Below are 24,861 nucleotides of genomic sequence, written 5' to 3'. Positions count from 1 at the left end.
CCTACTGCAACGCCGCGTGCCGCTGATCCGGCCCCAGCAAAAACGCCGCCGGAGCCAGCAAACTGTCGGGGCTGTTGCGCATCCCCATACGGATGAACACCATAACTTTTTGTGCCATGTTTTCCGCCGCATTCAAAACGTAGCAATCTGCGTCGCGGCGGTATAGCAACACGCCACTTTGGATCAGCATTGCCAGCAAGGTTTTCAAGCGCGGCTCTTCGTCAACGGTTTCAAACGGAATACCGACTTGTTGTTCCTCGCCTTCTAAATGCAACGGCTGGATAAAGCCAATCAAGGTGCGTAATGGCTCTGCCGGGTCTTCATCATCCGCCGAAGCCATTTGACTGCCCACCAATAAGCGCGTGGCAAAGGTTTGCATTTCCGGCGAATTCAACGGAATTTCATGCTGATGCTGTTGATAGCCCGCCGCTTTACTGAACTGGTAAGCTGCTTCTTTACGCAAATGGAACAAACGCATCACAAACATCGCGCTGGCTAACAAGCCATCGTACATCGCTTGGAAAAACGGCTTGCCGGGGCTGATTAAATAATAACGCACGATCCCTAAAAACAACGCCACCAAGTCAAATACACCCGCCCAGATAATCCCGACAATCACTTGCAGGGAATACTCCTTGGGTTCTATCAAAGTGCCCATTGCGCGTTCCACCGGATTTTGCAAACTGCCCAAATCGTTTTTAATCAAACCGGTTAACGCTTGTTTGCTGGTCTCGGTATTGGTGGCGGCGCGTAATTTAGAAAGCTCAACCAATAAACCGTCACGCACCACGTCGTCACCACTGGCGGACAATTGCTGATTCACCAGCGTTAACTGTTCCCGCAGGTTTTTGAAATTGTCTTGGGCGACTTGCTGTTGCGCCCGCGCTTGCTCGTAATCATCCACTTTAGCGTAGTATGCGGGGCCTTTGCCCGGCCCTAAGCCCGAACGCCCGCCGCTACGGCCTTCCTCATCCATTAAGCGTTTGGTTTCCACCACTTTGGCATCGGCATCGCGTAAAAATTGTTGTTCCGCCGCCAATACATCACTTAATCCGGTGGTAATCGCTGCTTTCATACCCGTATCCACACTGTAAACCGAGTTTTGCCCCGGTAAACTGCTGATGTAAATGTAGGTATACGCGCTCAACGTCGAGAGCAATAACGCCGCCGCGTACACCACGATCAGGGCAATTTTCCCCAAACCGTGCACCATCGGGAAGGCTAATAAGGAAATCGCAATCGCAAACTGCACCGCTACCGCAAACAATAGCGCGTACAAGGTTTCCTCAAGGTATAGATACGCACCGGCATAAGTAAAAATGCCGTTCGCAGCAGTCAAAAACAGAATCACAACGGCAATCAGCCCGTTGATCAGGTTAAATTTGGAACTTGTCCCAGCGGTTGCCTGTTTAGGCATATGTTGTGTTGTCATAGCTTGATATACATCCTCGCGGTCGTGCCGCACTTCAAGAACATTAGCATTCTCTAATGCACTATTGCCTATTTATCACATACATTCGCAAATAGATACCTTGCGTATAAATATTGATCCATCATAAAAATAGCCCCCGCTATCAGAAAGCAGCAGAAAAGTCTTGCGTAAACAGCTAAACTTGGAAACTGTATTTCACCAGTAATGGCAGCACATCACCAAGGGAGTTGAGTTTCGATGGCTTTTGGCAAATTGACAATTGACTGGCGTAGCACCATCGCTGCGGTCTGGCGTTCCAACCGGCATTTTCTCAAGCCTATTACCAACGTTGACTTGGTAAACCCTGACACCCTGATGGGCATTGATGAGCAAAAAGAAGCTCTGTTTCGCAATACTGAGAACTTTTTGCGCGGCAAACCTGCCAGCCATGCCTTGTTGTGGGGTGCGCGTGGTGTTGGTAAATCGTCACTGATCAAAGCACTCTTAACCCGCTACCACACTTACGGGTTGCGCATGATTCAGATCCCTAAAGAGGATTTGCACTTGCTGGTGGATATTACTGATGAAATTGTCGACTCCCATCACCGTTTCATCATTTACTGTGATGACCTGACGTTTGAAGAAAGTAACGGCGAATACCGGATGCTCAAAAGCACGATGGAAGGCACGCTCGAAAAGCCGCCCGCCAATGTGTTGATTTATGGCACATCAGTCTGCCGTCGCTTAACACCGGCGCAATTGAGTGCGGGTAATCATGCGTTACCAAGCGCGGATTTGGAAGAAACCCTGTCATTGTCCGACCGTTTTGGGCTGTCATTACCGTTTAGCCCGATGAGTGAAGAAACGTATCTGGGCATTGTGGATAACCTCTTCAAAGGCCGCGTGCAAGACACCGACCTGCTGCGCCAAGAAGCAGTCAGCTTTGCTGCGGAACGCGGTGGCCCTAGTGGACGTGCCGCGCGGCATTTCTTTAACCATTGCCATGCCTCGTAAATGCTAACGGGGCGGTGAATAGCAAAAATCAAGGCGACACCCATGCATACCAAATACACCAGCCTAGCAGCCGCGATTTTAATCGCACTGACTCACAGCCCTGCATTATTAGCGGAAGGTTTTGACGACGTTTTCACCGCACGCGCTCCTGCTGCACCCGCTGCGGCAGAAGCAGTCGCTGCCCCCGAAGCAACCACTGAAACGTTAACCATGCCCGTAGCTACGCCTGATGGCTTTATGCCAGACCCAGCGGCGGCTCCTGCTGCTGCGCCAGTAGCTAATGCGGAAGGTTATATGCCTGACCCCACAGCCGCTGCACCTGCGGTAGATGCTAATGGCAACCCTGTTGCAGCGACAGAAGCGGCTGCACCTGCGCAACCCGAAGTGCCACAAATTTCCCAAGCGGAAAAAGATTCCAGATTCTGGTTAGCCGCCAGAGAAGGCAATTCCACCGAAGTGGCGGAAATGTTGCAGCAAGGGGCGAACCCAAACACCGTCAACGATAATGGCGCAACTGCCATTCATGGTGCGACCCAATACGGCTCTTTACCGCTGGTAATCTACCTGCATAAAAGTGGCGTAAATATCAATGCCACGACTACCAACGGTTGGACAGCCATACATACTGCTGCACGTTTTGGTAAAGCCGATATTGCCAATTACTTGAAACAGCAAGGTCTGAACCCCAATACTCCAACTAGTGATTTTGGTAAAACCCCCGTTCAGTTGGCTTTAGACAATGGCGACTTGCGGACTGCCCGAATCCTTGGCTATTAACCACAAGGAAATCTTATGAAACTGACCCACACTTTGCTGGCTGCCAGCCTGCTATTCGGCTTAGGCGCGTGTACTCAAGAAACCCAGAACAAAATTGGGCGTGAGATTAATAACTGGACAGGCGTTAACGGCGTGCTGGAAATCTACTCAGGTGACAAACTGGTGCGTCGCTTTATCAAAGTCGATAAACTCACCACCGCACTCGGCACAGACACCAGCAAAGACCGTCCTTACCGTTTTGGCTACGGCATTATGGATGCCAACCTCAATGGCGTGGTTGATTCTGGTGAAAAGAAAGTCTATTTCGAGTTCAGTGATTACTCAACGTCTTATGTGCTGATGTTACGCAGTCCGACCTCTCCTCGACTATATTTCAGGTATGAATCAAACACGTCTTGACCTCTACACCGACTACCTGACCGTGACCTTTGGCTACGCCACAGCAACGGGTTTATCCCAATTATTGGACGGCGAAATTAGCCACGATGCGATCAGTCGTTTTCTTTCGGGAGATGAGTACACCTCGAAAGACCTGTGGAAACAGGTAAAAAAGACCGTCAGGGAGGTCGAATCAGCCGATGGCATCCTGATCATCGACGATACGGTGCAAGAAAAGCCCTACATGGACGAAAACGATCTAATTTGTTGGCATTACGACCACTGCAAAGGGCGTAATATCAAGGGAATCAACTTGTTAAACTGTCTATATCATAGCAATGGTGCATCCATTCCTGTTGCATTTGAACTGATACGGAAACCGTTCCGTTTCTGTGACATCAATACACGCCAAGAAAAGCGGTGCAGCGATGTCACCAAAAATGAGCAAATGCGCTCCATGATTGACACCTGCATTCAAAACCAACTGACATTTTCATGGGTGTTGAGCGACATTTGGTTCGCCTCCGCCGAGAATATGGAACACATCAAGGAGAAACGGCAAAAGGACTTCATTATGGCATTGAAAAGTAACCGATTAGTGGCATTGAGCGAAGTAGACAGCAAGGCAAAACGTTACACACGACTCGACCAATTGGTATGGACAGAACAAAAAGCCATCAAGGGCTGGTTGAAGGGGCTAACCTTCCCCGTCAAGCTCGCCCGGCAAGTCTTTACGAACAAAGACGGCAGCAGCGGCATTTTGTATCTGGTCTGTAGCCGCTTGGCAGCAGAGTGGGACGAAATCACGACAACCTACCAAAAACGGTGGAAAGTCGAGGTCTTCCATAAATCGCTCAAATCCAATGCTGCCTTTGCGAAATCCCCTGCCCACACCGCTAAAACACAAGCGAATCACTTATTCGCCTCCATCGTCGCCGTCTTCAAAATGGAGTGTTTGACCATCAGCAAGCATCTTAACCACTTTGCCTTGCGTTCAAAGCTCTACGCCAAGGCAATTCGGGGCGCTTTTGATGAGCTACAGGTGCTTAGGGCTGCGTAACATCAGTTATGTGTTTTTCGAGAACCCAGCCTAAGTCACGTTGATACCCCATCAGTATCCACGGAAGGTAACTATGTTTCCCAAAGTATTAAGTATCAGCTTATTGTTGAGTGTCAGCGTGTTGTTGAACGGGTGCGGTGAGGACAAAACGCCAGCCGCACCCGCTGCATCGCCAACAAGCAGCACCCAAACCCCAATCGCGCCCAATCGCACCCTGACCAGTACCGCAGCAGGTACGGTACAGTTGGGCATGAGCCTGAGTGAAGCCATTGCAGCCTTACCCAATGCCACTAGCAACACCGCTGCGGATGGTGAAGGTATTGAGTGGATAGAAATCGCCGTCGAGGGTAAAACCTTAATGAGCGTCTTGCTCAATGAAGACCACACCATTTCCCTGATACGGGTATTCAGCCCGCAATTTGCCACCCCTGAAGGTGTTGCTGTAGGTGAAACCGTGCAAAGCGCGGCTGACAAGCTCGGCGGCCTTACTGGGATTGATTTCACTGAAATTGAATCGCGCGAATTTGCCAAATTCAAAGACATGCCAGACAACACCGAATTTCAGGTAATGGGCAAAGATGGCATGGCAGGGGTTTACGCCAACGGAGAAACCGCTACCGTAACTGCCTCCCCAGCGGCAACCATTAGCTCCATCTGGATTATGGAAGACTAAGGCTATTTTTTGCGGGCGCGTGGATGGGCTTTATCATACACACTCGCCAAATGCTGAAAGTCCAAATGGGTATAAATCTGGGTTGTGCTAATGTCGGCATGACCCAGCATTTCCTGCACTGCGCGTAAATCCCCGGATGATTCCAGCATATGACTGGCAAACGAATGGCGTAACTTGTGCGGATGCACGTGCTGATCCAGCCCTTGCTGCAACCGCCAATGATTCAAGCGAAATTGCACACTACGCGGGTGCAGGCGCGTCCCCCGCATACTCACAAACAACGCTGGTTCACCGTGCGCTGCTAACGCGCCACGCTGTTGCAACCATGCTTGCAAAGCCGTGACCGCAACCCGCCCAACCGGTACATAACGTTCTTTATTGCCTTTACCCAACACCCGCACCTGCTGCTGATGGCGATCAAAATGCGTCACGTCCAACCCCACCAATTCCGCCAAACGTAACCCGGAGGAATACAGCAATTCCATCAACGCACGATCACGCACCGCCAACACATCATCGGTTTCGAGTGATAACAAGCGGTCAAGGGTTTCCGCATCAAGGGTGTCCGGTAATTTGCGCACGTGTTTAGGCGATTGCACATCGACCACCGGATTGTGTTCGATCAGATTTTCGCGCAATAAAAAACGGTAAACGCGCCGGATTGAAGACAATTTACGCTGTAAACTTTTCCCCGACAGTCCCTTGCGGTGTAACTGACTGACCCACTGGCGTACCTGCCAAGTTTGCACCTGTTGTAAGGAGGGTTCGGTATCCGGTTTTTGCTTTTCAAGCCAAGCCAGAAAATCGTTTAAATCGCTTTCGTAGCTAACCACCGTGCGTGGCGAATAACGCTTTTCGCTGACGAGATGATGATGATAACGGGCAAGAATAATATCGGTAGGGGTGGTATCCACTCAGGAACCTGCTTCGAGGGCGTGCAACGGCATTGCCAAATGACGCGATAATGCCCGCGCCACTAACTCCCCTAATTGGGTAATGAATAATGTCCCCATGCCGGGGTAAAAACGTGCTTCGTTTTCGCTGCCCAGTGCCAAAACCCCGATTTCACGCGCTTCATACAAGGGAATCAACACTGCCGATTTAATATCCGCCCCCGCCGCACCAAACAGGAACGTTTGCTGACGCGGACGCAACCGCCCACACACCGGCTGGCGTTTACGAAATACCGTGGCTAGTTGTTTGAGGTATTTATCATCAGGGTCAATAAAATGCAGGCCATCACGCGCTTCACCGCGCCCAATCAAGCGCAACACCACGCTGTCGGCTTTAAAATCACCACGTAACAAGCTATTACAGGTTGCTACCACGTCGTCCAGACTGTCACACATCATCAGTTCTAAAGCCATGTGGTGTAAACGGTGCACCACATTTTCGCTGTCGCGAGCGGCTTTAAGCATATCGCCTTGGCGTTGCTCCAAATCCTGATAACGTTCACGCTGACGTTGCACCAAACGCTCCAACAGGGAAACCGTTCCGCCCGTTTGCGGATGCGGAATACGCAGCACATCCAGCACATCCTCATGGTCGTGGAAAAAGTCGGGATGCTCCCGCAACCACGCTGCCACTTGCGCCGCGCTGATGTCCTTACCCTGTCCGTCGTGTTTGCTCATAGTCTGAGTGTTCCCCTGAATACCGTTTCTGCCGGACCTGTCATCCAAACGGGCTGACCTTCGCCATCCCAGCGTATCTGCAAATCGCCACCCGGCAACGCCACCGTTACCTGCGTATCCAACAAACCTTGGATACATCCCGCCACCACAGCGGCGCACGCGCCCGTACCGCACGCCAAGGTTTCACCGGAGCCACGCTCGAATACCCGTAAACGGATACGATCACGCCCCAACACCTGCATAAACCCAACATTGACGCGCCGAGGGAAACTCGGATGATGCTCTAATGCGGGGCCAAGTACACCAACCGGAGCCGTATCGACATCCGTGACTTGCAACACGGCGTGGGGATTGCCCATCGACACGGCGGAAAAGGACACCCATTCTCCGGCTATCTCCCGATTATAAAGCGTTTGCTGCCGTTCGGAAATGAAAGGGATGCGTTCCGGCGAGAATTCTGGTACGCCCATGTTCACCATGACCTGTCCATTGGGCTGAATATTAAGCACAATCAAACCACTGGCAGTCATTACCGGAATCGTGGTTTTTTGCGTCAAACCCTGATCATACACAAACCGGGCGAAACAACGCGCCCCATTACCACATTGTTCGACCTCACTTCCGTCGGCGTTAAAAATGCGGTAGCGAAAATCAGCTTCCTCACCCGGATACGCTTCTACCACCAATAACTGATCACAACCCACCCCAAAATGGCGATCAGCAATGCGCTGCACCTGTGCGGAACTCAGGTTCACGACCTGATTGATGCCGTCTAACACCACAAAATCATTGCCGATTCCGTGCATTTTAGTAAATAACAGTTCGCCAGCCGCCATCATCTATCCCCGTTGAGCAAAGTATTAGTATACAAAGATATAGCGATCTAGCAATTTTGGTGATATGTTAATACCGCAAATTTTTACGGATCGCATTAGATTAATCGTTAGATCAGGAGAGGAAATATGTCTGATTTTCAACAAGAACTCGACGCACGCGGCTTGAACTGCCCACTGCCAATCTTACGCACGAAGAAAGCTATCAACGGCTTAACTTCTGGCCAAGTTCTGAAAGTTATTGCTACTGACCCCGGTTCTGTTAAAGATATGGAAGCATTCTGCAAGCAAACTGGCAATGCAATGATCAGCACGGCTGAAGCAGGCGGCGAATACACTTTCATGATTCAGAAAGCGTAATAGCTGGTGGGGGCGGAAGTTTTTCGCCCCTGCATCAATCCCACATCCATGCCATCTGATCCCAAATTTGCCAAAATTCGCGCCGTACTCGACGCACGCCGCAGCCAACACCTTTACCGCCGCACCTTACTCGCTGATTCCCCGCAACAACCGCATATGACCATCAATGGTCAGGCAATGCTGACTTTTTGCAGCAACGATTACCTCGGTCTTGCGAATCACCCTGACGTTATCCGCGCTTTTCAGCAAGCCGCTAATACTTACGGCGTAGGCAGTGGTGCTGCGCATTTAGTCAATGGACATTCACGCCCCCACCAGCAACTCGAAGAAGCTCTCGCCGCTTTTACCGGACGTGACAGTGCGTTGCTGTTTTCCACGGGTTATATGGCGAATCTAGGGGTGGCTAACGCGCTACTGACAAGTCGTCACGATGTGATTTACCAAGACCGCTTGAATCATGCATCGCTGGTGGATGCGGGGTTATTGTCTGGGGCAAAACGGGTGCGTTATGCGCACAATGACACCACGCAATTGCAAGTGCGTTTACAAGCACAAACCGACCCCAGCGTTACGCAACTGATTGTGACCGATGGCGTGTTCAGCATGGATGGCGATGTTGCCCCCGTCACCGATTTAGCACGGGTGGCACAAGCACATCAGGCGTGGTTAATGGTGGATGATGCGCACGGCTTTGGCGTATTGGGGAAAACCGGCGCGGGCTTGCTGGAAGCACACGGTTTAGATCAGGATTCAGTGCCCATTTTAATGGCAACCCTCGGCAAAGCCCTTGGCACTGCTGGCGCGTTTGTAGCGGGTAGTCGGGATTTGATCGAATACCTCAAGCAAAGCGCACGTACTTGGATTTACACCACCGCACAACCACCCGCCGTTGCCGCTGCGACGCTGGCAAGCCTGCAATTGCTAGAAACCGAAAGCTGGCGACGTGAGCATTTACACGACCTGATTCAGCAATTTCGGCACGGTGCGGCACAACTGGGTTTACCGTTAATGCCTTCTGATACCGCGATTCAACCGTTATTGATTGGTAGCAGCGAGCAAACCTTAGCCCTCAGCCAGCAATTAGCGCAGCGCGGGTTATTAGTCACTGCAATTCGCCCGCCTACGGTTCCAGCGAATACCGCACGCTTACGGATTACGCTGTCAGCGGCTCATTCAACAGCGGACGTGGAGCGGTTGCTGGATGCGCTGCAACAAATTCACCCAACTGTTCCAACAACACCGTAGCAAACGCCCCCGGTGGTAATGCAAACGCTAAGCGCAACGTAGACGTATCCAACACCTCACACTGCAACTCACTGACTTTGATCCGCAACGCACGACGTTCTGCTTTCAAGCCCTGCTTTTCTAAGCCTGCGCACAATGCCGGAAACCGCGCCGCTTGGGTGAATTCCAGCTCACGCGCTTGCGCTTGGGTATCGAGTTCGCCCTTACCCCACAGCACACCGCTGGGGTGAATATCCAAACTACTCAAGCGTTCCGGCAAGTTTTCAGCCGCATCATCCGCAAACCACGCATTGCTGCCATCCAACATAAAAACATCACCGGGTAAACGCTGATTCCAAGTGCCATCCTGTACCCGCTGTGAGAGGATGTGGTTAAAAATCCACGACCGAGCTGCTGATAAATACATACTGCACTGGTTACGGGTTTTGGGACGTAATTCCCCCTGAAACCAGCGCGAGGCTTTATCAACATTACCGCCTTCATGTCCGAAACGCTGTTCGCCGTAATAATTGGGAATGCCGTGCTGGGAAATTTGTTCGCAAATCGCCTGCGCTTGCGCAAAATCACCGCTGCATTCACGCAAGGTCAGTACAAAACGGTTGCTGCTGAGTGCGCCGCGCCGCAGTTTTTTATCATGGCGGCACTGCTGGAGGATTTCGATTTCCGGCGGCAATGCGGAAAAATCTGGGTCGGCTTTGCCCGGTAATTGCACGCTGTACCACTGCGTCGTCACCGCATGGCGGTCTTTTTGCCCCGCATAACCCACGTCTTTCGCCGCAATCCCGGCAATATTGGCAAGCTGAATCGCCACCCAATCGGTGTTAGAGCTGGTTTTACGGATTTGCAGCCACAAATGTTCACCGACACCCGACAAGGCGATGTCCATCTGTTCATCAACGATAAAATCTTCCGGCAATACCCGAAACTGACCGCACAAAGGCGCGGCATAAGCGCGGGCAAAACCGCTGGTCGCAAAGGTTGTCATATTCATGCGCGGACTATACCAACCACAGTGCTAGGCTTAATAGCATTCCGTGCAAAATGGCACTGCCAATCGTCATTTTAATCGCCGGTTCGAGATGATGCGGGGCGTGCGCGTGTTCCACCAATTGCAAACCTGCCCGCAATGCAATCCCCAACGGCAAAGCACTTAGCAACGCCATCGGTGGCAATACATCCAGCATTACCCACAAAACCAGCAACAACGTTGCCAGCAAGACCGCCGCCACATAAACCTTCGCCGCTGCATCCGCCCCAAAACGCACTACCCAATGATGCTTACCGCTGGCAGCATCGGCTTCGCGATCGGGAAACTGGTTAATCAGCAAAATATTCATGATTAACAACGACAAGGGCAAACTGATCACTATCGGATACCAAGCCAACGTTCCGGTTTGTACAAACCACGCGCCCAACGGGGTGAGAATGCCAAAACTCAAGGCAATCGTCGGTTCTCCCAAGCCGCGACTATTCAAACTCAACGGCGGTGCGGAATAACCCCAACCAATCACTAAACCCGCCACACCAATCCACAGTAAATCCATACCGCTTTGCCATGCCAACCCAATGCCAATCAGCATTGCCACCGAAAGCAAGCACGCGCCGAACACCAAGGTTTCCCCCGCGCTCAATACGCCGTTTTGGATAAAGCGACTGCCGCCGGTAAATGGAAACAAGCGTTGGGTATTGCGCCGATCCGTGCCGTTTTGCTCGTCGTAGTAATCGTTCAACACATTCATGCCCGCGTGTACCAGCATCACCGCCAGCAATGTCCACGCCAGTAACCAACCATGCAAGGCATAGCCTTGCGCCCACGCTGCCGCCGCGCCCACCACCGCCGGTACAACACTTGCCGCCAGAAAAGCGGGGCGGGTTGCCAGCCAATACCGTAACAACGGCTGCTGCCGCAAACTCAGATCGGGTTCTTGTGCCATCGTGTCGCCTATCGCGCTGCAAAAAACCGGATTATACGCACGCCCATAGCCGCTCGGCGCGGATTTCCGTTATTATCCTTGCCATGAAATACCATGACCTACGCGACTTTATCAAACAACTGGAAAAAATGGGCGAACTCAAACGGATTACCGTCGAAGTTGACCCGTATCTGGAAATGACCGAAATCGCCGACCGCGTTTTGCGTGCTGGCGGCCCCGCCTTGCTGTTTGAAAATCCCAAAGGGCATAACACGCCGGTACTCGCCAACTTGTTCGGCACGCCGCGCCGCGTGGCATTGGGGATGGGTGAACAATCCACCGATGCCTTGCGTGAAGTCGGTAAATTGCTGGCGTTGCTCAAGCAGCCTGATCCGCCGAAAGGCTTTAAGGATGCGCTGAATGCGCTGCCGATTTTCCGCAAAGTGCTGGATATGGCACCGAAAGTAGTCAGCAAAGCGGCGTGTCAGCAAGTCGTGGTGGAAGGCGATAAGGTGGATTTGAGCAAGTTGCCGATTCAGCATTGCTGGCCGGGGGATGCTGCACCGCTGATTACGTGGGGACTGGTGATTACCAAAGGCCCGAATCAGAAACGTCAGAATCTGGGAATTTATCGCCAGCAAGTGTTGGGCAAAAACCGCGTGATTATGCGCTGGTTGTCGCATCGCGGTGGCGCGTTGGATTTTCGGGAGTTTCAGCAGGCGAATCCGGGTAAGCCGTTTCCGGTCGCAGTGGCGATTGGCACTGACCCGGCAACGATTTTGGGGGCAGTCACGCCTGTGCCGGATTCGTTGTCGGAGTATGCGTTTGCGGGGTTGTTGCGCGGCTCGCGGACGGAGCTGGTGCAAGCGATGGGGGTGGATTTGCAAGTGCCCGCCTCGGCGGAATTTGTGTTGGAGGGGCATATTTACCCCGATGATTTCGCACCCGAAGGGCCTTATGGCGACCATACCGGCTATTACAATGAGATTGATAGCTTTCCGGTGTTTACCATCGAGCGCATTACCCACCGCAAAGACCCGATTTACCACAGCACGTATACCGGGCGACCGCCGGATGAACCGGCGATTTTGGGCTTGGCGTTGAATGAAGTATTCATGCCGATTTTGCAGAAGCAGTTTCCTGAGATTGTGGATTTTTACTTGCCGCCGGAAGGCTGTTCGTATCGCATGGCAGTGGTGAGCATCAAGAAGCAATACCCCGGTCACGCCAAACGGGTGATGATGGGGGTGTGGTCGTTCCTGCGCCAGTTCATGTACACCAAGTTCATTATCGTGGTGGATGATGATGTGAATACGCGCAAGTGGGAGGATGTGATTTGGGCAATGACCACGCGGATGGATCCGGCACGGGATACCACGTTGATTGAACATACGCCGATTGATTATCTGGATTTTGCTTCGCCCGTGTCGGGCTTAGGGTCGAAGATGGGCATGGATGCGACCAATAAATGGCCGGGGGAAACCACGCGGGAGTGGGGTACGCCGATTGTGATGGATGCGGCGGTCAAATCCCGCGTGGATTCAATTTGGAAGGATTTAGGGTTATAGATCAATCCCCCGCTGCGCCATCACACCATCCCGATAAGCGTGTTTCACATCTGCAATTTCCGCGACGGTATCCGCCAACTCGCGCAATGCCTCACTCGCGGCTCGCCCCGTCACCACCACGTGTTGCATCGGTGGGCGTTCAGCAAGCTCGTCCAGCACTTGATCCGCATCCAGATACCCGTAGTTCAGCAAGTAGGTGAGTTCGTCCAGCACCACCAGTTGATAAGCGGGGTCGGTTAACATGCGTTGTGCTACCGCCCAGCCGCGTTGTGAAGTGGCGATGTCTTGTTCACGGTTTTGCGTTTCCCAGGTGAAACCGTCGCCAAGTACGTGCCATTCACAATCGCTTTGTTTACCAAAAAAAGCTTCTTCGCCGGTATCGGTACGGCTTTTGAGGAACTGGCAAACCCCGACTTTCATGCCATGCCCCAAAGAACGCCCGACCATCCCGAAGGCGGAACTGGATTTACCTTTGCCATTGCCAGTCAACACCAGCAGCAGCCCTTTTTCCTGATCCGCACGCGCAATGCTGGCATCAATCAAGGCTTTTTTGCGTGCCATACGCTGTTGGTGGCGTTGGTTTTTAGCCGTGTCGTTCATCGTCGTATCCTGTGAGTTCGGTGGGCTGCATCATAGCGGCTTTTATGTGATTCGCATCTTTCATGCGTTTTATGTGTTGGAACAGGGTTTCGGCTTCCGGGTACTGGCGGCGCAAATAGGTGAACCATTGTTTGACAAATCCAGCCGCGTAACGCGGTTCGCGTTGCCCCAAATCGCTGGCTAAGTTGATCACTAACGGCAAAATCGTTGCCCAAGGTAACGGCGTATAAGGTGTGCCGTTGTGGTGCGCTTTGATACTGAGTGCAAGGTCAGGAAAGCTCAACGCGCCGCGCCCTAGCATTAAATCCACGCAGCCGCTTTGGGCTTGCGCATCACGGGCATCGGCTGCCGACCAAATTTCTCCGTTCGCAATCACCGGAATGTGCAGCTTGGGTTTAACCTTGCCGATTTCTGCCCAATATGCGGGCGGTTGGTAGCCGTGTTGTTTGGTACGCGCATGAACACACAATTCCGTCGCCCCCGCGTCCACAATGCCTAACGCAATGTCTTCAAACAAACTGCCATCATGAAAGCCTAAACGGATTTTCGCCGTCACCGGAATTGCCGGGTCTACCGCCGCACGCATTGCCCGCACAATCGCATGAACCCGCTCCGGCTCACGTAATAACACCGAACCACCGTCACTGCTATTCACCGTTTTCGAGGGGCAACCGAAATTAATGTCGATACCCGCCGCACCCAAGTTGGCAACAACCGCAGCATTTGCCGCCATGTAATGCACCTCACCGCCGAGCAGTTGCACATAAACCGGCACACCCGACGGGGTTTTACTGCCATGATGCAATTCCGGGCAGGCGCGGTAAAACACGCGCGGCGGCAATACTTCACGGGTAACGCGCACGAACTCGGTAACGCAACGGTCATAACCACCAATGCGTGTCAGTAAATCGCGCATGGTGTAGTCCATCACGCCTTCCATCGGGGCGAGGATTAGGCGCATCTTGGTCGATCTATCATGACATATTTGCGATGGGAATCGCTTGAGCATAAAGCGTTAGACACAGTTCTAAATCACTGACCGACTCGTATTTCGGCAATTTTCCAGACAGTTTTTCGCTTTCGCGCAAAATCATTTCAACACCGAAACCGCGCCTGTCCATCAAATAGCTTTTGCCCAATTCCACCTCATCCACGGGGTAGTAACGCGAAAACAAACTGGCAAGTATTTCATTGCGCGGCACTGACAAACGACTCATCGACTCCAACGACAAGGTGTTGGGTAACGCACCCGGCGAGTGAATCTCTAAGCGGTCAGCAAACATAAACAAGCGGATACGTTGCGCGTGCAGGGAATAATCACGGTGCGCCACCGCATTCACAATCGCCTCGAACACTGCACCTAAATGGTATTGCGGGTAATCCACACGTCCTAACGGTTTACGTGCCGCTGTGGTCATATTACGGCGCACAAAGTGGAAAGCATCGAGGATTTGCCTATCCAATGGCCCCCGGATTTCCTGCGCATCAAGCTGTTCGTTGGGATCATTCCGCAAGCCACTGTGGGCGACGGCAAGAATTTCAGCATTACGTAACCATTTGGTCGGGTCTAACGTGCAGAGCAATACCCCCGCAATGGTGGGCAGGGCTTCACCCTCACGATTGTCAATCAAATGCAGCCGTGCCAATTGCGTGATGGCATCGCCTTGGTCAGGTTTGATAAAACGGCGCAATAGCAGTGCGTCGAGATCATCGAAACTGGCTTTGGGGACGATTTGCTCCTCAAAACGCACAATCCGCGCCTGACTACGTTGCTGGAATAAACGCGCCAACATATCCGGCTGCATTTCGCGTTTGGCGTGACCAATGCGTTTGAAATAGCCATTCGCACTTTGGTGTACCCACAAACTGCGCGGCACTTCCGCGACGATCACGGCTTGTAATTGTCCGCTTGCATCCGGTAATTCGAGATGATGGGTAGCGATTTCCAGTGGGGGCTTGATACGGTCAACGCAAATAGCGGTTAACCACATTTCAACTTTATCCAAGTATTCCGCAGGAATACCGGTCACGTTGCGGGTTTTATCATCCACACCGAAAACCATTAGACCGCCGTTAGCATTACCCATAGCTGCCAGTTCATCAGACAGGCCGTCGGGATGTGGTTCAAAGCTTTTGCCGTTGTCTTTGGTGATGAGTTGTTTGAGTTCCAACGTCGAGTCTTCGCCCAAACGAAGACGTTGCATCAGTTTCACGAGGTTCATGATTCATCTCCAAAGGCGGATTCCAGTAACGCATGGCGTGATTATACCTCAGCTCCCCGAATCCTGTACCATCGGGCTTTTTAGGGGTACATCATGCAAGCCCTGATTCTTGGCGGTGCACGTTCCGGCAAAAGTGCTTTTGCTGAACGGGTGGCGCAGCACAGCGGGCAACCTGTGGTCTACATTGCAACCGCGCAAGCGCATGACCACGAAATGCAGCAACGCATTGCCCATCACCGCGTTTCACGTCCCGCGCACTGGCTCACAGTGGAAGAGCCACTGGCTTTGGCGACGTGTTTGCAACAGCACGCCGCGCCGGAACGTTTGTTACTGGTTGATTGTCTGACATTATGGCTGACGAATTTACTGTGTCTTGACGATGAAAATCGCCTCCAGATGGAAACAGAAGGATTACTCGCGGGTTTGGCACAATTACCCGGTGATGTGTTGCTGGTCAGCAATGAGGTCGGTTTGGGCGTTGTACCGCTGGGCGAGTTAACCCGCCGTTACCTGGATACCGCCGGACGCTTGCACCAACAACTCGCCGCACAACTGCCGCACGTGACTTTTTTAGTGGCAGGCTTGCCACAAACGTTAAAAGGAACTCCGCTATGCATTGGTTGACCCAGCCTTGCCCAATTCCCGACGCTGCGCTGTACCAAGCCGCGCAACAACGACAAGCACAACTGACCAAACCAACGGGCGCGTTAGGTGAACTGGAAACGGTGGTGATGCGCCTTGCCGCTTTGCAACGCCGGGAATTGCCCACGTTGAATGCCGTACACATTAGCGTGTTTGCAGCAGATCACGGGGTGGCGGATGAAGCGGTTTCGGCATTTCCACAGGCGGTAACAACGCAAATGGTGGCTAACTTTCTGCACGGCGGCGCGGCGATTAACGTGTTGGCGCAGGCATTGGGTGCCACCTTGGAAGTGATTGACGTAGGGGTAAAAACCGCGTTAACCCACCCCGCCCTGATCAGTCAACGTGCGGGTGATGGCACGGCGAATAGTGCCTTACACCCCGCCATGAGCCATGCGCAATTACACCTCGCGCTGCAAGCTGGTGCTGATGCCGCCAACCGCGCTCACACCCAACAAGCCGATTTGTTTATTGGTGGGGAAATGGGCATTGCTAATACCACTGCTGCCACCGCGTTGTATTGCGCTTTGCTGGATTTAGTCCCGCTGGAAGTAACGGGCGCAGGCACGGGTTTGGATCGGGCTGGCATATTGCACAAGGTCACGGTGGTGCAACGTATTCTTAATCTGCACCGCGCGGCACACCACGACCCGCTGGAAAGCTTACGCTGCATGGGCGGGTTTGAAATTGCAGCACTGACCGGTGCGTATTTACGGGCGGCGCAACTGGGGATTCCGGTATTGGTGGACGGCTTTATCAGCACTGCTGCGGCATTGCTGGCGGCACGGATTCAGCCGTCAATGCATCCGTGGTTGTTTTTGTCGCACACCTCCGCTGAACCGGGGCACGCTTTCGCGATTGATGCCTTGCAATTACGCCCGTTGCTGGACTTAGGAATGCGCCTTGGGGAAGGCAGTGGCGCGGCGGTGGCAGTGCCGTTATTGCGCATGGCGTGTGCGTTGCACGCTGGTATGGCGACATTTGCCGAAGCAGCGGTAGCGGGGAAGTTGTGATTTGAAAAATCCTAATAATCGTTAGGATTTCTATTGAAAAACAGTACAATCCGCCTACAATTCTAATAACTGTTAGGATTTTATGGAGCATTTATGGCTATCACCTTAGCCACCCCTACCGATGTCGGTCATCTGGTTAGAGCCGCCCGCAAAGCGCAAAAACTACGCCAAGATGATGCCGCCGGAGCAATGGGGGTTTCCGACATGTTTCTGAGTGGTTTGGAAAACGGCGCACCCGGTGTTCGTTTGGATAAATTATTGCAAGTATTACACGGCTTAGGCTTGGTACTCCAAGTCGAAGTCAATGATGATATTGCGGTGCAATACACCACATTACAGCGCACGAAAGCGGCTAAATCATGAAAGTGCTGCATGTTTACATCAATACCCGTCGGGTTGGAGAACTGCATGACACCAATGGCATTTGGTCATTTACCTACGATCCGACTTGGATTGATGCCGTTGATGGCTATGACATTAGTCCGATATTGCCGCGCCAGTTAGTGCCGCACGTCGATAACAGTTCGCAACGCAGTGTACAGTGGTTTTTCGATAATCTGCTCCCTGAAGAAGGCGCACGCACCTTGCTGGCACGCGATGCGCAATTGGAAAGTGCCGATGCCTTTGGCTTACTGGCGTATTACGGCGCGGAATCTGCTGGCTCTTTAATATTACGCACCTCCCCGGATGAAACACTGGATAGCGGTACAAGGCCACTCAGCGATGCTCACTTGCATGAGCGTATTCAACGTTTACCGACAGCTTCCCTATCAACAGGCGCGGCAAAACGCATGTCATTGGCAGGGGCGCAACATAAGCTGCCAGTCATTTTGCGGAATGGGCAATTATTCGAGCCAATCGGGGTAACGCCTTCAACGCATATTCTGAAACCTGATCACCCTGATACTCACTATGCGCACAGCGTGATTAATGAATATTTCACCATGCGCTTGGCGAAAGCACTCAACCTTATCGTACCGGAGGTAACACGGCATTACGTGCCAGAGCCGGTATACTTGATTGAGCGTTTTGACCGCGAGATAACACTGGCGAATACCGCCCGACTGCATGTGGTCGATGCCTGCCAAGTTCTTGATTTGGATCGACAGTTCAAATACGCCCAAGCCAGCGTCGAACGCTTAAGCCTACTGGCGAGCCGCTGTCATGCGCCTGCGGCTGCCCGCTTACGCTTATTTTCTTGGCTGGTGTTCAATGTGCTGGTGGGCAATAGCGATGCACACTTGAAAAACTTGTCGTTTTTAATGAGCAAACAAGGCGTAAGCCTTGCCCCACATTACGATTTACTCGCCATTGGAGTGTACGACACCAAAGCAATGGAACGCGATGTCTGGCCTCATACCACACTGGCATGGCCGATATTAGACAAGCGCACTTTCGCGGAACTGGATCGCACGACCTTGCTCAATGCGGGTGCAGTGTTGGGGATTCACGTTAACACGGCTCAACGCTTATTGGATTTCCAGCTTGAGCGTATCAAACCTGCCGCAACGCAATTGCTGACCGCTATTGAGCAGGAAAACCACACCCTATTGCAGCAACGCCCCGCCTTGAATCGCTTTTTTGCGGGGGAAGTACGCTGCTTACGCGCCATTCTTCATGTCATTATCAACGATATGGTGCAGCGGTTACGATCATGAAACTAAAACACTTTTTCCTCGCCCTATCCTTCCTCACTCGCATCCCCATCCCAAACTTGGGGCAGCTAGAACCACCTGACTTCGCCCGTGCCGCGCTGTTTTACCCCGCAGTAGGCGCAGTTATCGGCGTAATCTTATGCATACCGTTGCTGCTATTTCCGCACGCCCCGCCGCTGTTACTCGCAGCCATACTCACTGTCATTTGGGCAATGGTGACGGGTGGTTTGCACCTAGACGGGCTGGCGGATAGTGCAGATGCTTGGCTGGGCGGGTTTGGTGATCCCGCAAAAACGCACCGCATCCTCAAAGATCCGCTGGTAGGTGCGGCGGGTGTAATTGCCTTGGTCGGGGTGTTATTGCTGAAATTCGCGGCATTAGTGGCAGTGCTGGAACATGCTGCTTGGTGGCTAATTCTAATGGCTCCCATTATTGGGCGGCTATTGATTTTACTGCTATTTTTAACCACGCCGTATGTGCGGGCGGAAGGTTTAGCGAGTGCCGTTACTGCGCATTTACCTCGCACCACAGCTATCTGGATAGTTACTGGCGGTTTACTGCTGGGTTTCACGGTTTCCGGTAGTGGTTTGCTCGCTGTATTGCTGGGGTTTTGGCTATTGCGGCGATTGATGCTGCAACGCTTACAAGGTTGCACCGGGGATACTGCCGGAGCCACCGTAGAAATCGGCGAAATGTTGTGGTTAGTGGGCTGCTGCGTCAGTGGCAGCTACTGATGCTTCCTGCTTTACAGCCGGACGAGCGACAAGGAGATTCCTGCCAAGTCTGGCAAATGCTATGCTTTGCCCTATCAAAGGCAGGAGGTTATGCGCCATGTCAGTAGCACGCGAAGTACACAAGCACTACATCAGTGAGCAAGAGTACCTAGAAGGTGAAAAGCTTTCCAGCGAACGCCATGAGTATGTGGATGGGCAGGTTTACCTGATGGCAGGCGCGAGCAAACGGCATAACCGGATTGCTGGCAATTGTTATCGCGCCTTCATGGATGCGGGCAACAGCCAATGCGAAGCCTTCATGGGTGATTTGAAAGTCCGCGCATCCAAGCAACGCAAAACCTATTACTACCCCGACGTGGTGGTTGGCTGTGCAGAAGACGATGATGCCGATAACTACTATCTGGAAAAACCCTGCCTGATTGTTGAGGTCACCTCCGCTTCTACCCTGCGCAAGGATTATCTGGAAAAGGCACTGGTTTACCAGTCCATCCCCTCGCTGCAAGCCTACCTGATCGTGGCGCAAGACAAACCGCAGGTCGATATGCTGGTGCGTGATACCGACGGTGGTTGGGCGTTGCAACAATTCGATCAGTTGCAAGATGAAATCACGCTCCCCTGTCTGGAAATCATGCTGGGTCTTGCGGACATCTACGCCGGTGTTACCTTGTCTGAAGAATGATCGGGTTGAAACGCCTAAATATTCAAGCCTTTACCGCAACGCCGTCCCCAACCACCGATCCAGCCAAGGCAATGCAAACCCGAAATTGCCGCGTAACTTTTCGTGGTGCGCCTGATGATGTTGCACATAACCGCGCAACGCCCCACGCCGCGACCCCGGAAACAGGGTGTAATTGCAATGCCCTTGCACATTAATCACGATACTCAGCAGCGGCAACACCAGCAAACTGCTCAACGCAAACGGGTAAACCAGCAAAGCCAGCGGCATCACCGACCCCAGCAACGCCGCTTCGCCCCAATGAAAGGCATAAGTGGCATACGGGGTTGGAATCCGTGAACGGTGATGCACCCCATGCACCCGCCGCAACCACCAAGGATGATGCAAACCACGGTGCGCAAGGTAAAAATGCACTTCATTGAAGGCAAATAACACCACCACTTGCAGCACCCAAGCCGTCGTGCTGGTTAACGGTGCAGCACTCAAATAACCGTGTTGCAACAGCCACCACAAGCCCACGCCCTGCAACGCAAACACCTGAATCGACAGTAAACTGTGACGGATTTCCTCACGCACCTGCCCGGAGCGCGGCAAACTGGGCGTTACCACCGCACCTACTTGCTGCCGTTGCGCCCAACGGATTAACCCTTGCATCAAACCTGCGCTGCCAAAATACAAGCTGCTGAAAGCTAATACTGCCAGAAAGTACACTTCCCAGCCGTGCAATTGCGCAAGCTGGACATGACACCATTGATCAAACGCCAGCATCACGCGCTTGCCGCCTGCTGACGTTTCAGCAATACCAAATGGTGGTGCAACATCTCAGTTCCCAAGCCGTGCAATACCAACCGGAAACCTGCGCGTAAGGTCGAATGCGGCACTAATGGATGGCGATTATTCACCATCAATAACGGCAACGGATCATTGATAATTCGCGCCACGTACATCGCAATGGTTTCATCCAATTGCAACGAATTCACTGACCGCCAAAAGTCGCTGTCTGTCAGAAAAAACTGGAACACCGGGGTGTAAATTTCAATCGCCGTTTGAATATCCAGCTTATTGAATCGCCCCTGCGGTAATGCCTCCAACGGAAACTCACCATCGGTAATCGCGGAAAAATCCAGCGTTGGCGGCGCGACCAAACTACGCCCCTGCGCTTGCAGCTCGGTATTTAACGCCGTAATGAAATTAAACAAATTCAGATCATGACGCACAAACGCATCATCCAATAGCTCATCCAAGGTTTGAAAGCGCATGAAGTGCAACGCCGGAATCTCCACCCCCGGCACATTATCCAAAATGAACCGCTGGATTTCGCTACCCAAATGAAAATGCCGCAAGATAAACTGATTCGCCTGTGGGCTGACGAAATGCTTTAAGCCCCACACAATCGCCCGATGCAATGCAGCCGAATTACGCCATTGCGGTAACACGCTTTTAACAAGCTGCAACACCACAATCATGGCTCGCGCTAACGGGCGCACCACCGGCAACAAATATTGACGACTTTTACGGCTACTATCTTCCAACCAAGCCTGTTTCACTGCTGGCGACAACGGGGTAACGCTGTCCATATACAAGGCATACCACGGGTTAGGGTCGTCCCAATCGTGCTGCCAGTGCGCCCAATCATTGCCCGGTTTCATAGGATATGCTCCATTTGCAGGTGATAAAGCGTCGCTACATCCCGCGCAGTCCGCACAATATCCGCTTGCGCTGCTGCACCGCCCGCCGCTAATACCCATTGCAATGCTAATAACCAACGCTGCAAATGGTTCTCGTCGTTTTCACCGTGATAACGCAGGAAACGGTAACACCGCTCCGGCAACACCAATTGCTGTTTCACCAACGGCAATAGCCAAGGCACAATGCGTTGCCCCGTACCTTCAATAATGTAAATGCCGCCCAATAACCCAAACGGATTCGGCGTAGCCGCCTTGCGGTACATGTAACTGTTCAGTGCTTCACCACCGGGATTGCGTAATAACGCCTCAATATGCGTCGCCGTGCCACCCGCGTATTGGTAATCCTCAAACAACAGCTTGAAATCGTGTTGTTCATCATCGGCGTGCTGGGTAATCAGGCTGGCTAACGGCTGGCATTCCGCACTCAACTGCGCGACGGCTTGGCGCATCCACAAACTGCCTTCGCGTACTTGCGGAATCCATTGCGCCATCCAAGTCACGTAATCGGCGGAAGTCAATTTGCCCGCGTTAATTTTTTCCACCAACGGGGTGCGCCACATCCGCGAACGGAAACCGTGCCAAATATCCGCCAACTCCAGCAAAGTATCGCGAGTACGCCCCTCGTGTTGGGTAAATTCATGCGGTGGCGCGGGTAATGCCATCGCAGTCATTTCAGGTGCTGTGGCAGTCATATCTACCACTTCCAGCATAAAATAACTGACGGTAAAACGCCCTGATTCCGGCACAAACGCAAAGATTTTCTGCCCAACCCGCAGCGGATTTTGCGCCATCCATTCCGCCAGCATAATGAAAATCGAAGCCGCACCGGTATTGCCGCAGCGTTTCAGATTGCTAAACCATTTTTCACGCGCAATCCCCAACCCTGCTTGTTGCATCATGTCATCACAGGTTTTGCCCAAGGCTTCCGACGAGTAATGGCACAAAAACACATCCACCGCATCGGGTTGCACATGCCCTGCTTGCACCAACGCCGCGTATTCATGCACTGCGACTTCAAACAAATTCGGCAAAATGCGTAGATTCTGGCGCAATGCAAAATGCCCCGCCGCTTCTGCTTCCGCAACACTCGGAAAATCCAAAAACGAGGCTTCCGCACCCAACGCCCCGGAACTGGTATCGCGTTGCTTGGCGCGGTGACTGCCTTGCCCAAATTGCATACACACGGGGTAATCGCCGGAAAACGATTTCACGTGTACCCAGTGCAGTTTCAAGGCGAGTTTAGCCTGACGCTGGGCGTGTGCGGCTTTACCCAATAACACCGCGCCCGCGCCATCGGACAGCATCCAGCGTAAAAAGTGGGCTTCAAAGTCGGCGGAATAGGCTTGGCTGGCGAAACGTGAACGCTTGAAAATCCGCGATGGCATTTCCGCCGCTACCACCATTGCCAGCCGTTGTTGTGGGTTTTGGGTCAGCGATTGCGCCGCGTCTTTTAACGCCAACACGCTGGAGGCGCATACCCCGTGATGACTGTGAACTTCCATCGGCGGGGCGTGAAGTTCGCCTTGAATCATATTCGCCAAACCCGGCATTAACACATCACCACCCGATGATGCCGCCATCAACAAATCCAGCTCCGCCAATGGCAATGCCGCTTGCTGCAAACAGCCATGCACCGCCGCGCACGCCATCGCAGTGTGACTCATGGTGGTATTGCCGTGTTCATCCAGCGCGTAATGGCGGGTTTCAATCCCGTTTTCTGCCAATACCCGCTGTTTAATACGCCGTGAAGTGTGATCCAACTGCGCGACATAAGTATCAATGTGCGCGTTATCCACAGGCTGCCCCGGCAAATACTGACTCGCCGTCAACACGTAAATGTCATCGAAAAAGGTCGGTGCAACCATCGGTTTGTTTTCCTTATGCGACAATGCGATTGCGTAACACACCCACGTCCTGCACTTCGCACTCCACCACATCACCGGGCTGTAAATATTCCGGGGGTTCGCGCACAAAGCCCACGCCGCTGGGTGTTCCGGTCGCAATCACATCACCTGCTTCCAAGGTCATGCCCCGCGACAACCATTCAATAATACTGGCAACATCAAAAATCATCTGGCGCGTTGACGATGCCTGCTTAGTTACGCCATTGACCCGACAGCTAATCGCCAGTGCCTGTGGATCGGCAATCTCATCCGCCGTGACCAACCAAGGCCCCATCGGGCAACCACCATCAATGCTTTTCCCCAGAAAATACTGTTTGTGATTCAACTGAATATCCCGCGCACTCAAATCATTGATAACGGTGTAACCAAAAACGTGCGCCAGCGCATTTTCGCGGGTAATTTTTTTACCGCCTTTGCCCAGTATCACGCCTAATTCCACCTCCCAATCCAGTTGGGAACAGGTTTCCGGGTCAAACGGTACGGGTGCTTCGTGCCCAATCACGCTGGTCGGGCATTTGGTGAAAACAATGGGGTATTGCGGTGCTTTGCCGGTGCGCCCGATTTGATTGGCGGTTTCTTCGGCGTGTTCCAGATAATTCAGCCCTAAACACATGACGTTTTTACGCGGGCGCGGAATCGGCGCAAGTAACGTAATCGCCGTTGCTGGCTCGCGCATGACGGGTGTGGCATTAGCCGCCACCGCAGCGTAATCAACGCCGCGCTCAATCAAGGTAAGCATATCGCGCCAGGGCGACTGTTCCACACTGGGGTCAAGGGCTGGAATCAAGACCTGATCGCCAGCGGCAATGCACACGTAAGTTTGATGTTGATATTGGCAGGTTCCGAGTTTCATGGCGTTGTTTT

The 24,861-nt window shown here is 52.6% G+C and carries 27 protein-coding genes; 14 read left to right on the top strand and 13 right to left on the bottom strand.

Annotation, left to right across the window (positions count from 1 at the left end):
* Nucleotide 1 precedes the first annotated feature (1 nt).
* Nucleotides 2–1,432, bottom strand: coding sequence for a hypothetical protein (locus J9260_RS16945; protein ID WP_210218883.1), 1,431 nt, complete (start codon nt 1,430–1,432; stop codon nt 2–4).
* Nucleotides 1,433–1,669: 237 nt separating this feature from the next.
* On the opposite strand from J9260_RS16945, the gene J9260_RS16940 reads away from it, so the two are divergent.
* From J9260_RS16940 to J9260_RS16920, 5 genes are all read left to right on the top strand, one after another.
* The gene (locus J9260_RS16940; RefSeq protein ID WP_210218882.1) at nt 1,670–2,425 is read left to right on the top strand and encodes an ATP-binding protein; all 756 of its coding nucleotides are present in this window, start codon (nt 1,670–1,672) and stop codon (nt 2,423–2,425) included.
* A 42-nt stretch (nt 2,426–2,467) separates the two neighbouring features.
* On the top strand, nt 2,468–3,202 hold the full coding sequence (locus J9260_RS16935) for an ankyrin repeat domain-containing protein (RefSeq protein ID WP_210218881.1): 735 nt from the start codon (nt 2,468–2,470) through the stop codon (nt 3,200–3,202).
* A 15-nt stretch (nt 3,203–3,217) separates the two neighbouring features.
* Nucleotides 3,218–3,601, top strand: coding sequence for a hypothetical protein (locus tag J9260_RS16930; protein ID WP_246499507.1), 384 nt, complete (start codon nt 3,218–3,220; stop codon nt 3,599–3,601).
* Entirely contained in the window at nt 3,582–4,640 is a 1,059-nt protein-coding gene (locus J9260_RS16925; protein WP_210217672.1) for an IS701 family transposase, read from the top strand. The genes J9260_RS16930 and J9260_RS16925 overlap by 20 nt, the downstream gene beginning before the upstream one ends.
* A 73-nt stretch (nt 4,641–4,713) precedes the next feature.
* Nucleotides 4,714–5,313, top strand: coding sequence for a hypothetical protein (locus J9260_RS16920; protein WP_210218880.1), 600 nt, complete (start codon nt 4,714–4,716; stop codon nt 5,311–5,313).
* Nucleotides 5,314–5,315: 2 nt separating this feature from the next.
* Here J9260_RS16920 and xerC read toward each other — a convergent pair whose 3' ends face one another.
* Genes xerC through dapF form a run of 3 tightly spaced genes read right to left on the bottom strand, consistent with a single transcriptional unit; the run spans nt 5,316 to nt 7,780 of the window.
* On the bottom strand, nt 5,316–6,227 hold the full coding sequence (gene xerC / locus J9260_RS16915) for a tyrosine recombinase XerC (RefSeq protein WP_210218879.1): 912 nt from the start codon (nt 6,225–6,227) through the stop codon (nt 5,316–5,318).
* Nucleotides 6,228–6,944 carry a DUF484 family protein gene (locus J9260_RS16910; RefSeq protein WP_210218878.1) on the bottom strand — a complete coding sequence of 239 codons (717 nt, stop codon included), beginning with the start codon at nt 6,942–6,944 and terminating at the stop codon, nt 6,228–6,230.
* Nucleotides 6,941–7,780 (bottom strand): diaminopimelate epimerase, encoded by an 840-nt coding sequence (gene dapF / locus J9260_RS16905; RefSeq protein WP_210218877.1) that lies wholly within the window; start codon nt 7,778–7,780, stop codon nt 6,941–6,943. The genes J9260_RS16910 and dapF overlap by 4 nt, the downstream gene beginning before the upstream one ends.
* 126 nt (nt 7,781–7,906) lie before the next feature.
* Between dapF and J9260_RS16900 the strand changes: the two genes are divergently transcribed.
* Together J9260_RS16900 and bioF are read left to right on the top strand one after the other, a co-directional pair.
* On the top strand, nt 7,907–8,137 hold the full coding sequence (locus tag J9260_RS16900) for a sulfurtransferase TusA family protein (protein ID WP_210218876.1): 231 nt from the start codon (nt 7,907–7,909) through the stop codon (nt 8,135–8,137).
* A gap of 48 nt (nt 8,138–8,185) precedes the next feature.
* Nucleotides 8,186–9,382 (top strand): 8-amino-7-oxononanoate synthase, encoded by a 1,197-nt coding sequence (bioF, locus tag J9260_RS16895; RefSeq protein ID WP_210218875.1) that lies wholly within the window; start codon nt 8,186–8,188, stop codon nt 9,380–9,382.
* Here the strand turns inward: bioF and truD are convergent.
* Both truD and J9260_RS16885 read right to left on the bottom strand, forming a co-directional pair.
* Entirely contained in the window at nt 9,291–10,373 is a 1,083-nt protein-coding gene (gene truD / locus J9260_RS16890; RefSeq protein ID WP_246499505.1) for a tRNA pseudouridine(13) synthase TruD, read from the bottom strand. The two genes, bioF and truD, sit on opposite strands and share 92 nt — an antisense overlap.
* A gap of 7 nt (nt 10,374–10,380) precedes the next feature.
* Nucleotides 10,381–11,316 (bottom strand): prenyltransferase, encoded by a 936-nt coding sequence (locus tag J9260_RS16885; protein ID WP_210218874.1) that lies wholly within the window; start codon nt 11,314–11,316, stop codon nt 10,381–10,383.
* An 83-nt stretch (nt 11,317–11,399) separates the two neighbouring features.
* On the opposite strand from J9260_RS16885, the gene ubiD reads away from it, so the two are divergent.
* Complete coding sequence (gene ubiD, locus J9260_RS16880; RefSeq protein WP_210218873.1) at nt 11,400–12,863, top strand: 4-hydroxy-3-polyprenylbenzoate decarboxylase; 1,464 nt, start codon at nt 11,400–11,402, stop codon at nt 12,861–12,863.
* On the opposite strand, the gene cobO is transcribed toward ubiD, so the two are convergent.
* Genes cobO through J9260_RS16865 form a run of 3 tightly spaced genes read right to left on the bottom strand, consistent with a single transcriptional unit; the run spans nt 12,858 to nt 15,685 of the window.
* The gene (gene cobO, locus J9260_RS16875; RefSeq protein ID WP_210218872.1) at nt 12,858–13,463 is read right to left on the bottom strand and encodes a cob(I)yrinic acid a,c-diamide adenosyltransferase; all 606 of its coding nucleotides are present in this window, start codon (nt 13,461–13,463) and stop codon (nt 12,858–12,860) included. The two genes, ubiD and cobO, sit on opposite strands and share 6 nt — an antisense overlap.
* Nucleotides 13,447–14,424, bottom strand: coding sequence for a tRNA-dihydrouridine synthase (locus J9260_RS16870; protein WP_210218871.1), 978 nt, complete (start codon nt 14,422–14,424; stop codon nt 13,447–13,449). The genes cobO and J9260_RS16870 overlap by 17 nt, the downstream gene beginning before the upstream one ends.
* A gap of 13 nt (nt 14,425–14,437) precedes the next feature.
* Complete coding sequence (locus J9260_RS16865; protein WP_210218870.1) at nt 14,438–15,685, bottom strand: ATP-binding protein; 1,248 nt, start codon at nt 15,683–15,685, stop codon at nt 14,438–14,440.
* 93 nt (nt 15,686–15,778) lie between these two features.
* Here J9260_RS16865 and cobU point away from each other — a divergent pair, with 93 nt between their 5' ends.
* The 6 genes from cobU to J9260_RS16835 all read left to right on the top strand — a co-directional run bounded on the left by cobU (nt 15,779) and on the right by J9260_RS16835 (nt 20,408).
* On the top strand, nt 15,779–16,309 hold the full coding sequence (gene cobU / locus J9260_RS16860) for a bifunctional adenosylcobinamide kinase/adenosylcobinamide-phosphate guanylyltransferase (RefSeq protein ID WP_210218869.1): 531 nt from the start codon (nt 15,779–15,781) through the stop codon (nt 16,307–16,309).
* Nucleotides 16,297–17,340: a nicotinate-nucleotide--dimethylbenzimidazole phosphoribosyltransferase gene (cobT, locus tag J9260_RS16855; protein ID WP_210218868.1), complete on the top strand. Its 1,044-nt coding sequence runs from the start codon at nt 16,297–16,299 to the stop codon at nt 17,338–17,340. Before cobU ends, cobT begins: the two co-directional genes overlap by 13 nt.
* Before the next feature lie 93 nt (nt 17,341–17,433).
* Complete coding sequence (locus tag J9260_RS16850) at nt 17,434–17,703, top strand: helix-turn-helix domain-containing protein (protein ID WP_210218867.1); 270 nt, start codon at nt 17,434–17,436, stop codon at nt 17,701–17,703.
* Nucleotides 17,700–18,998: a HipA domain-containing protein gene (locus tag J9260_RS16845; RefSeq protein ID WP_210218866.1), complete on the top strand. Its 1,299-nt coding sequence runs from the start codon at nt 17,700–17,702 to the stop codon at nt 18,996–18,998. The genes J9260_RS16850 and J9260_RS16845 overlap by 4 nt, the downstream gene beginning before the upstream one ends.
* Nucleotides 18,995–19,729: an adenosylcobinamide-GDP ribazoletransferase gene (locus J9260_RS16840; protein WP_210218865.1), complete on the top strand. Its 735-nt coding sequence runs from the start codon at nt 18,995–18,997 to the stop codon at nt 19,727–19,729. Before J9260_RS16845 ends, J9260_RS16840 begins: the two co-directional genes overlap by 4 nt.
* Before the next feature lie 97 nt (nt 19,730–19,826).
* The gene (locus tag J9260_RS16835; RefSeq protein WP_210218864.1) at nt 19,827–20,408 is read left to right on the top strand and encodes a Uma2 family endonuclease; all 582 of its coding nucleotides are present in this window, start codon (nt 19,827–19,829) and stop codon (nt 20,406–20,408) included.
* 30 nt (nt 20,409–20,438) lie between these two features.
* Here the strand turns inward: J9260_RS16835 and J9260_RS16830 are convergent, their stop codons facing one another.
* The 4 genes from J9260_RS16830 to J9260_RS16815 are packed head-to-tail and all read right to left on the bottom strand — an operon-like array spanning nt 20,439 to nt 24,850.
* Nucleotides 20,439–21,173, bottom strand: coding sequence for a sterol desaturase family protein (locus tag J9260_RS16830; RefSeq protein ID WP_210218863.1), 735 nt, complete (start codon nt 21,171–21,173; stop codon nt 20,439–20,441).
* The gene (locus J9260_RS16825) at nt 21,173–22,054 is read right to left on the bottom strand and encodes a DUF6999 family protein (protein WP_210218862.1); all 882 of its coding nucleotides are present in this window, start codon (nt 22,052–22,054) and stop codon (nt 21,173–21,175) included. Before J9260_RS16825 ends, J9260_RS16830 begins: the two co-directional genes overlap by 1 nt.
* Nucleotides 22,051–23,958 (bottom strand): 3-oxoacyl-[acyl-carrier-protein] synthase III C-terminal domain-containing protein, encoded by a 1,908-nt coding sequence (locus J9260_RS16820; RefSeq protein ID WP_210218861.1) that lies wholly within the window; start codon nt 23,956–23,958, stop codon nt 22,051–22,053. The genes J9260_RS16825 and J9260_RS16820 overlap by 4 nt, the downstream gene beginning before the upstream one ends.
* A gap of 13 nt (nt 23,959–23,971) precedes the next feature.
* Nucleotides 23,972–24,850 (bottom strand): fumarylacetoacetate hydrolase family protein, encoded by an 879-nt coding sequence (locus J9260_RS16815; RefSeq protein ID WP_210218860.1) that lies wholly within the window; start codon nt 24,848–24,850, stop codon nt 23,972–23,974.
* Nucleotides 24,851–24,861: the final 11 nt, after the last annotated feature.

It is taken from the genome of Thiothrix unzii (assembly GCF_017901175.1).
In the GTDB taxonomy this organism is placed as follows: Bacteria; Pseudomonadota; Gammaproteobacteria; order Thiotrichales; family Thiotrichaceae; genus Thiothrix; species Thiothrix unzii.
The sequence above is the reverse complement of the archived record's forward strand: the minus strand, read 5'-3'. Positions and strand labels throughout refer to the sequence as shown.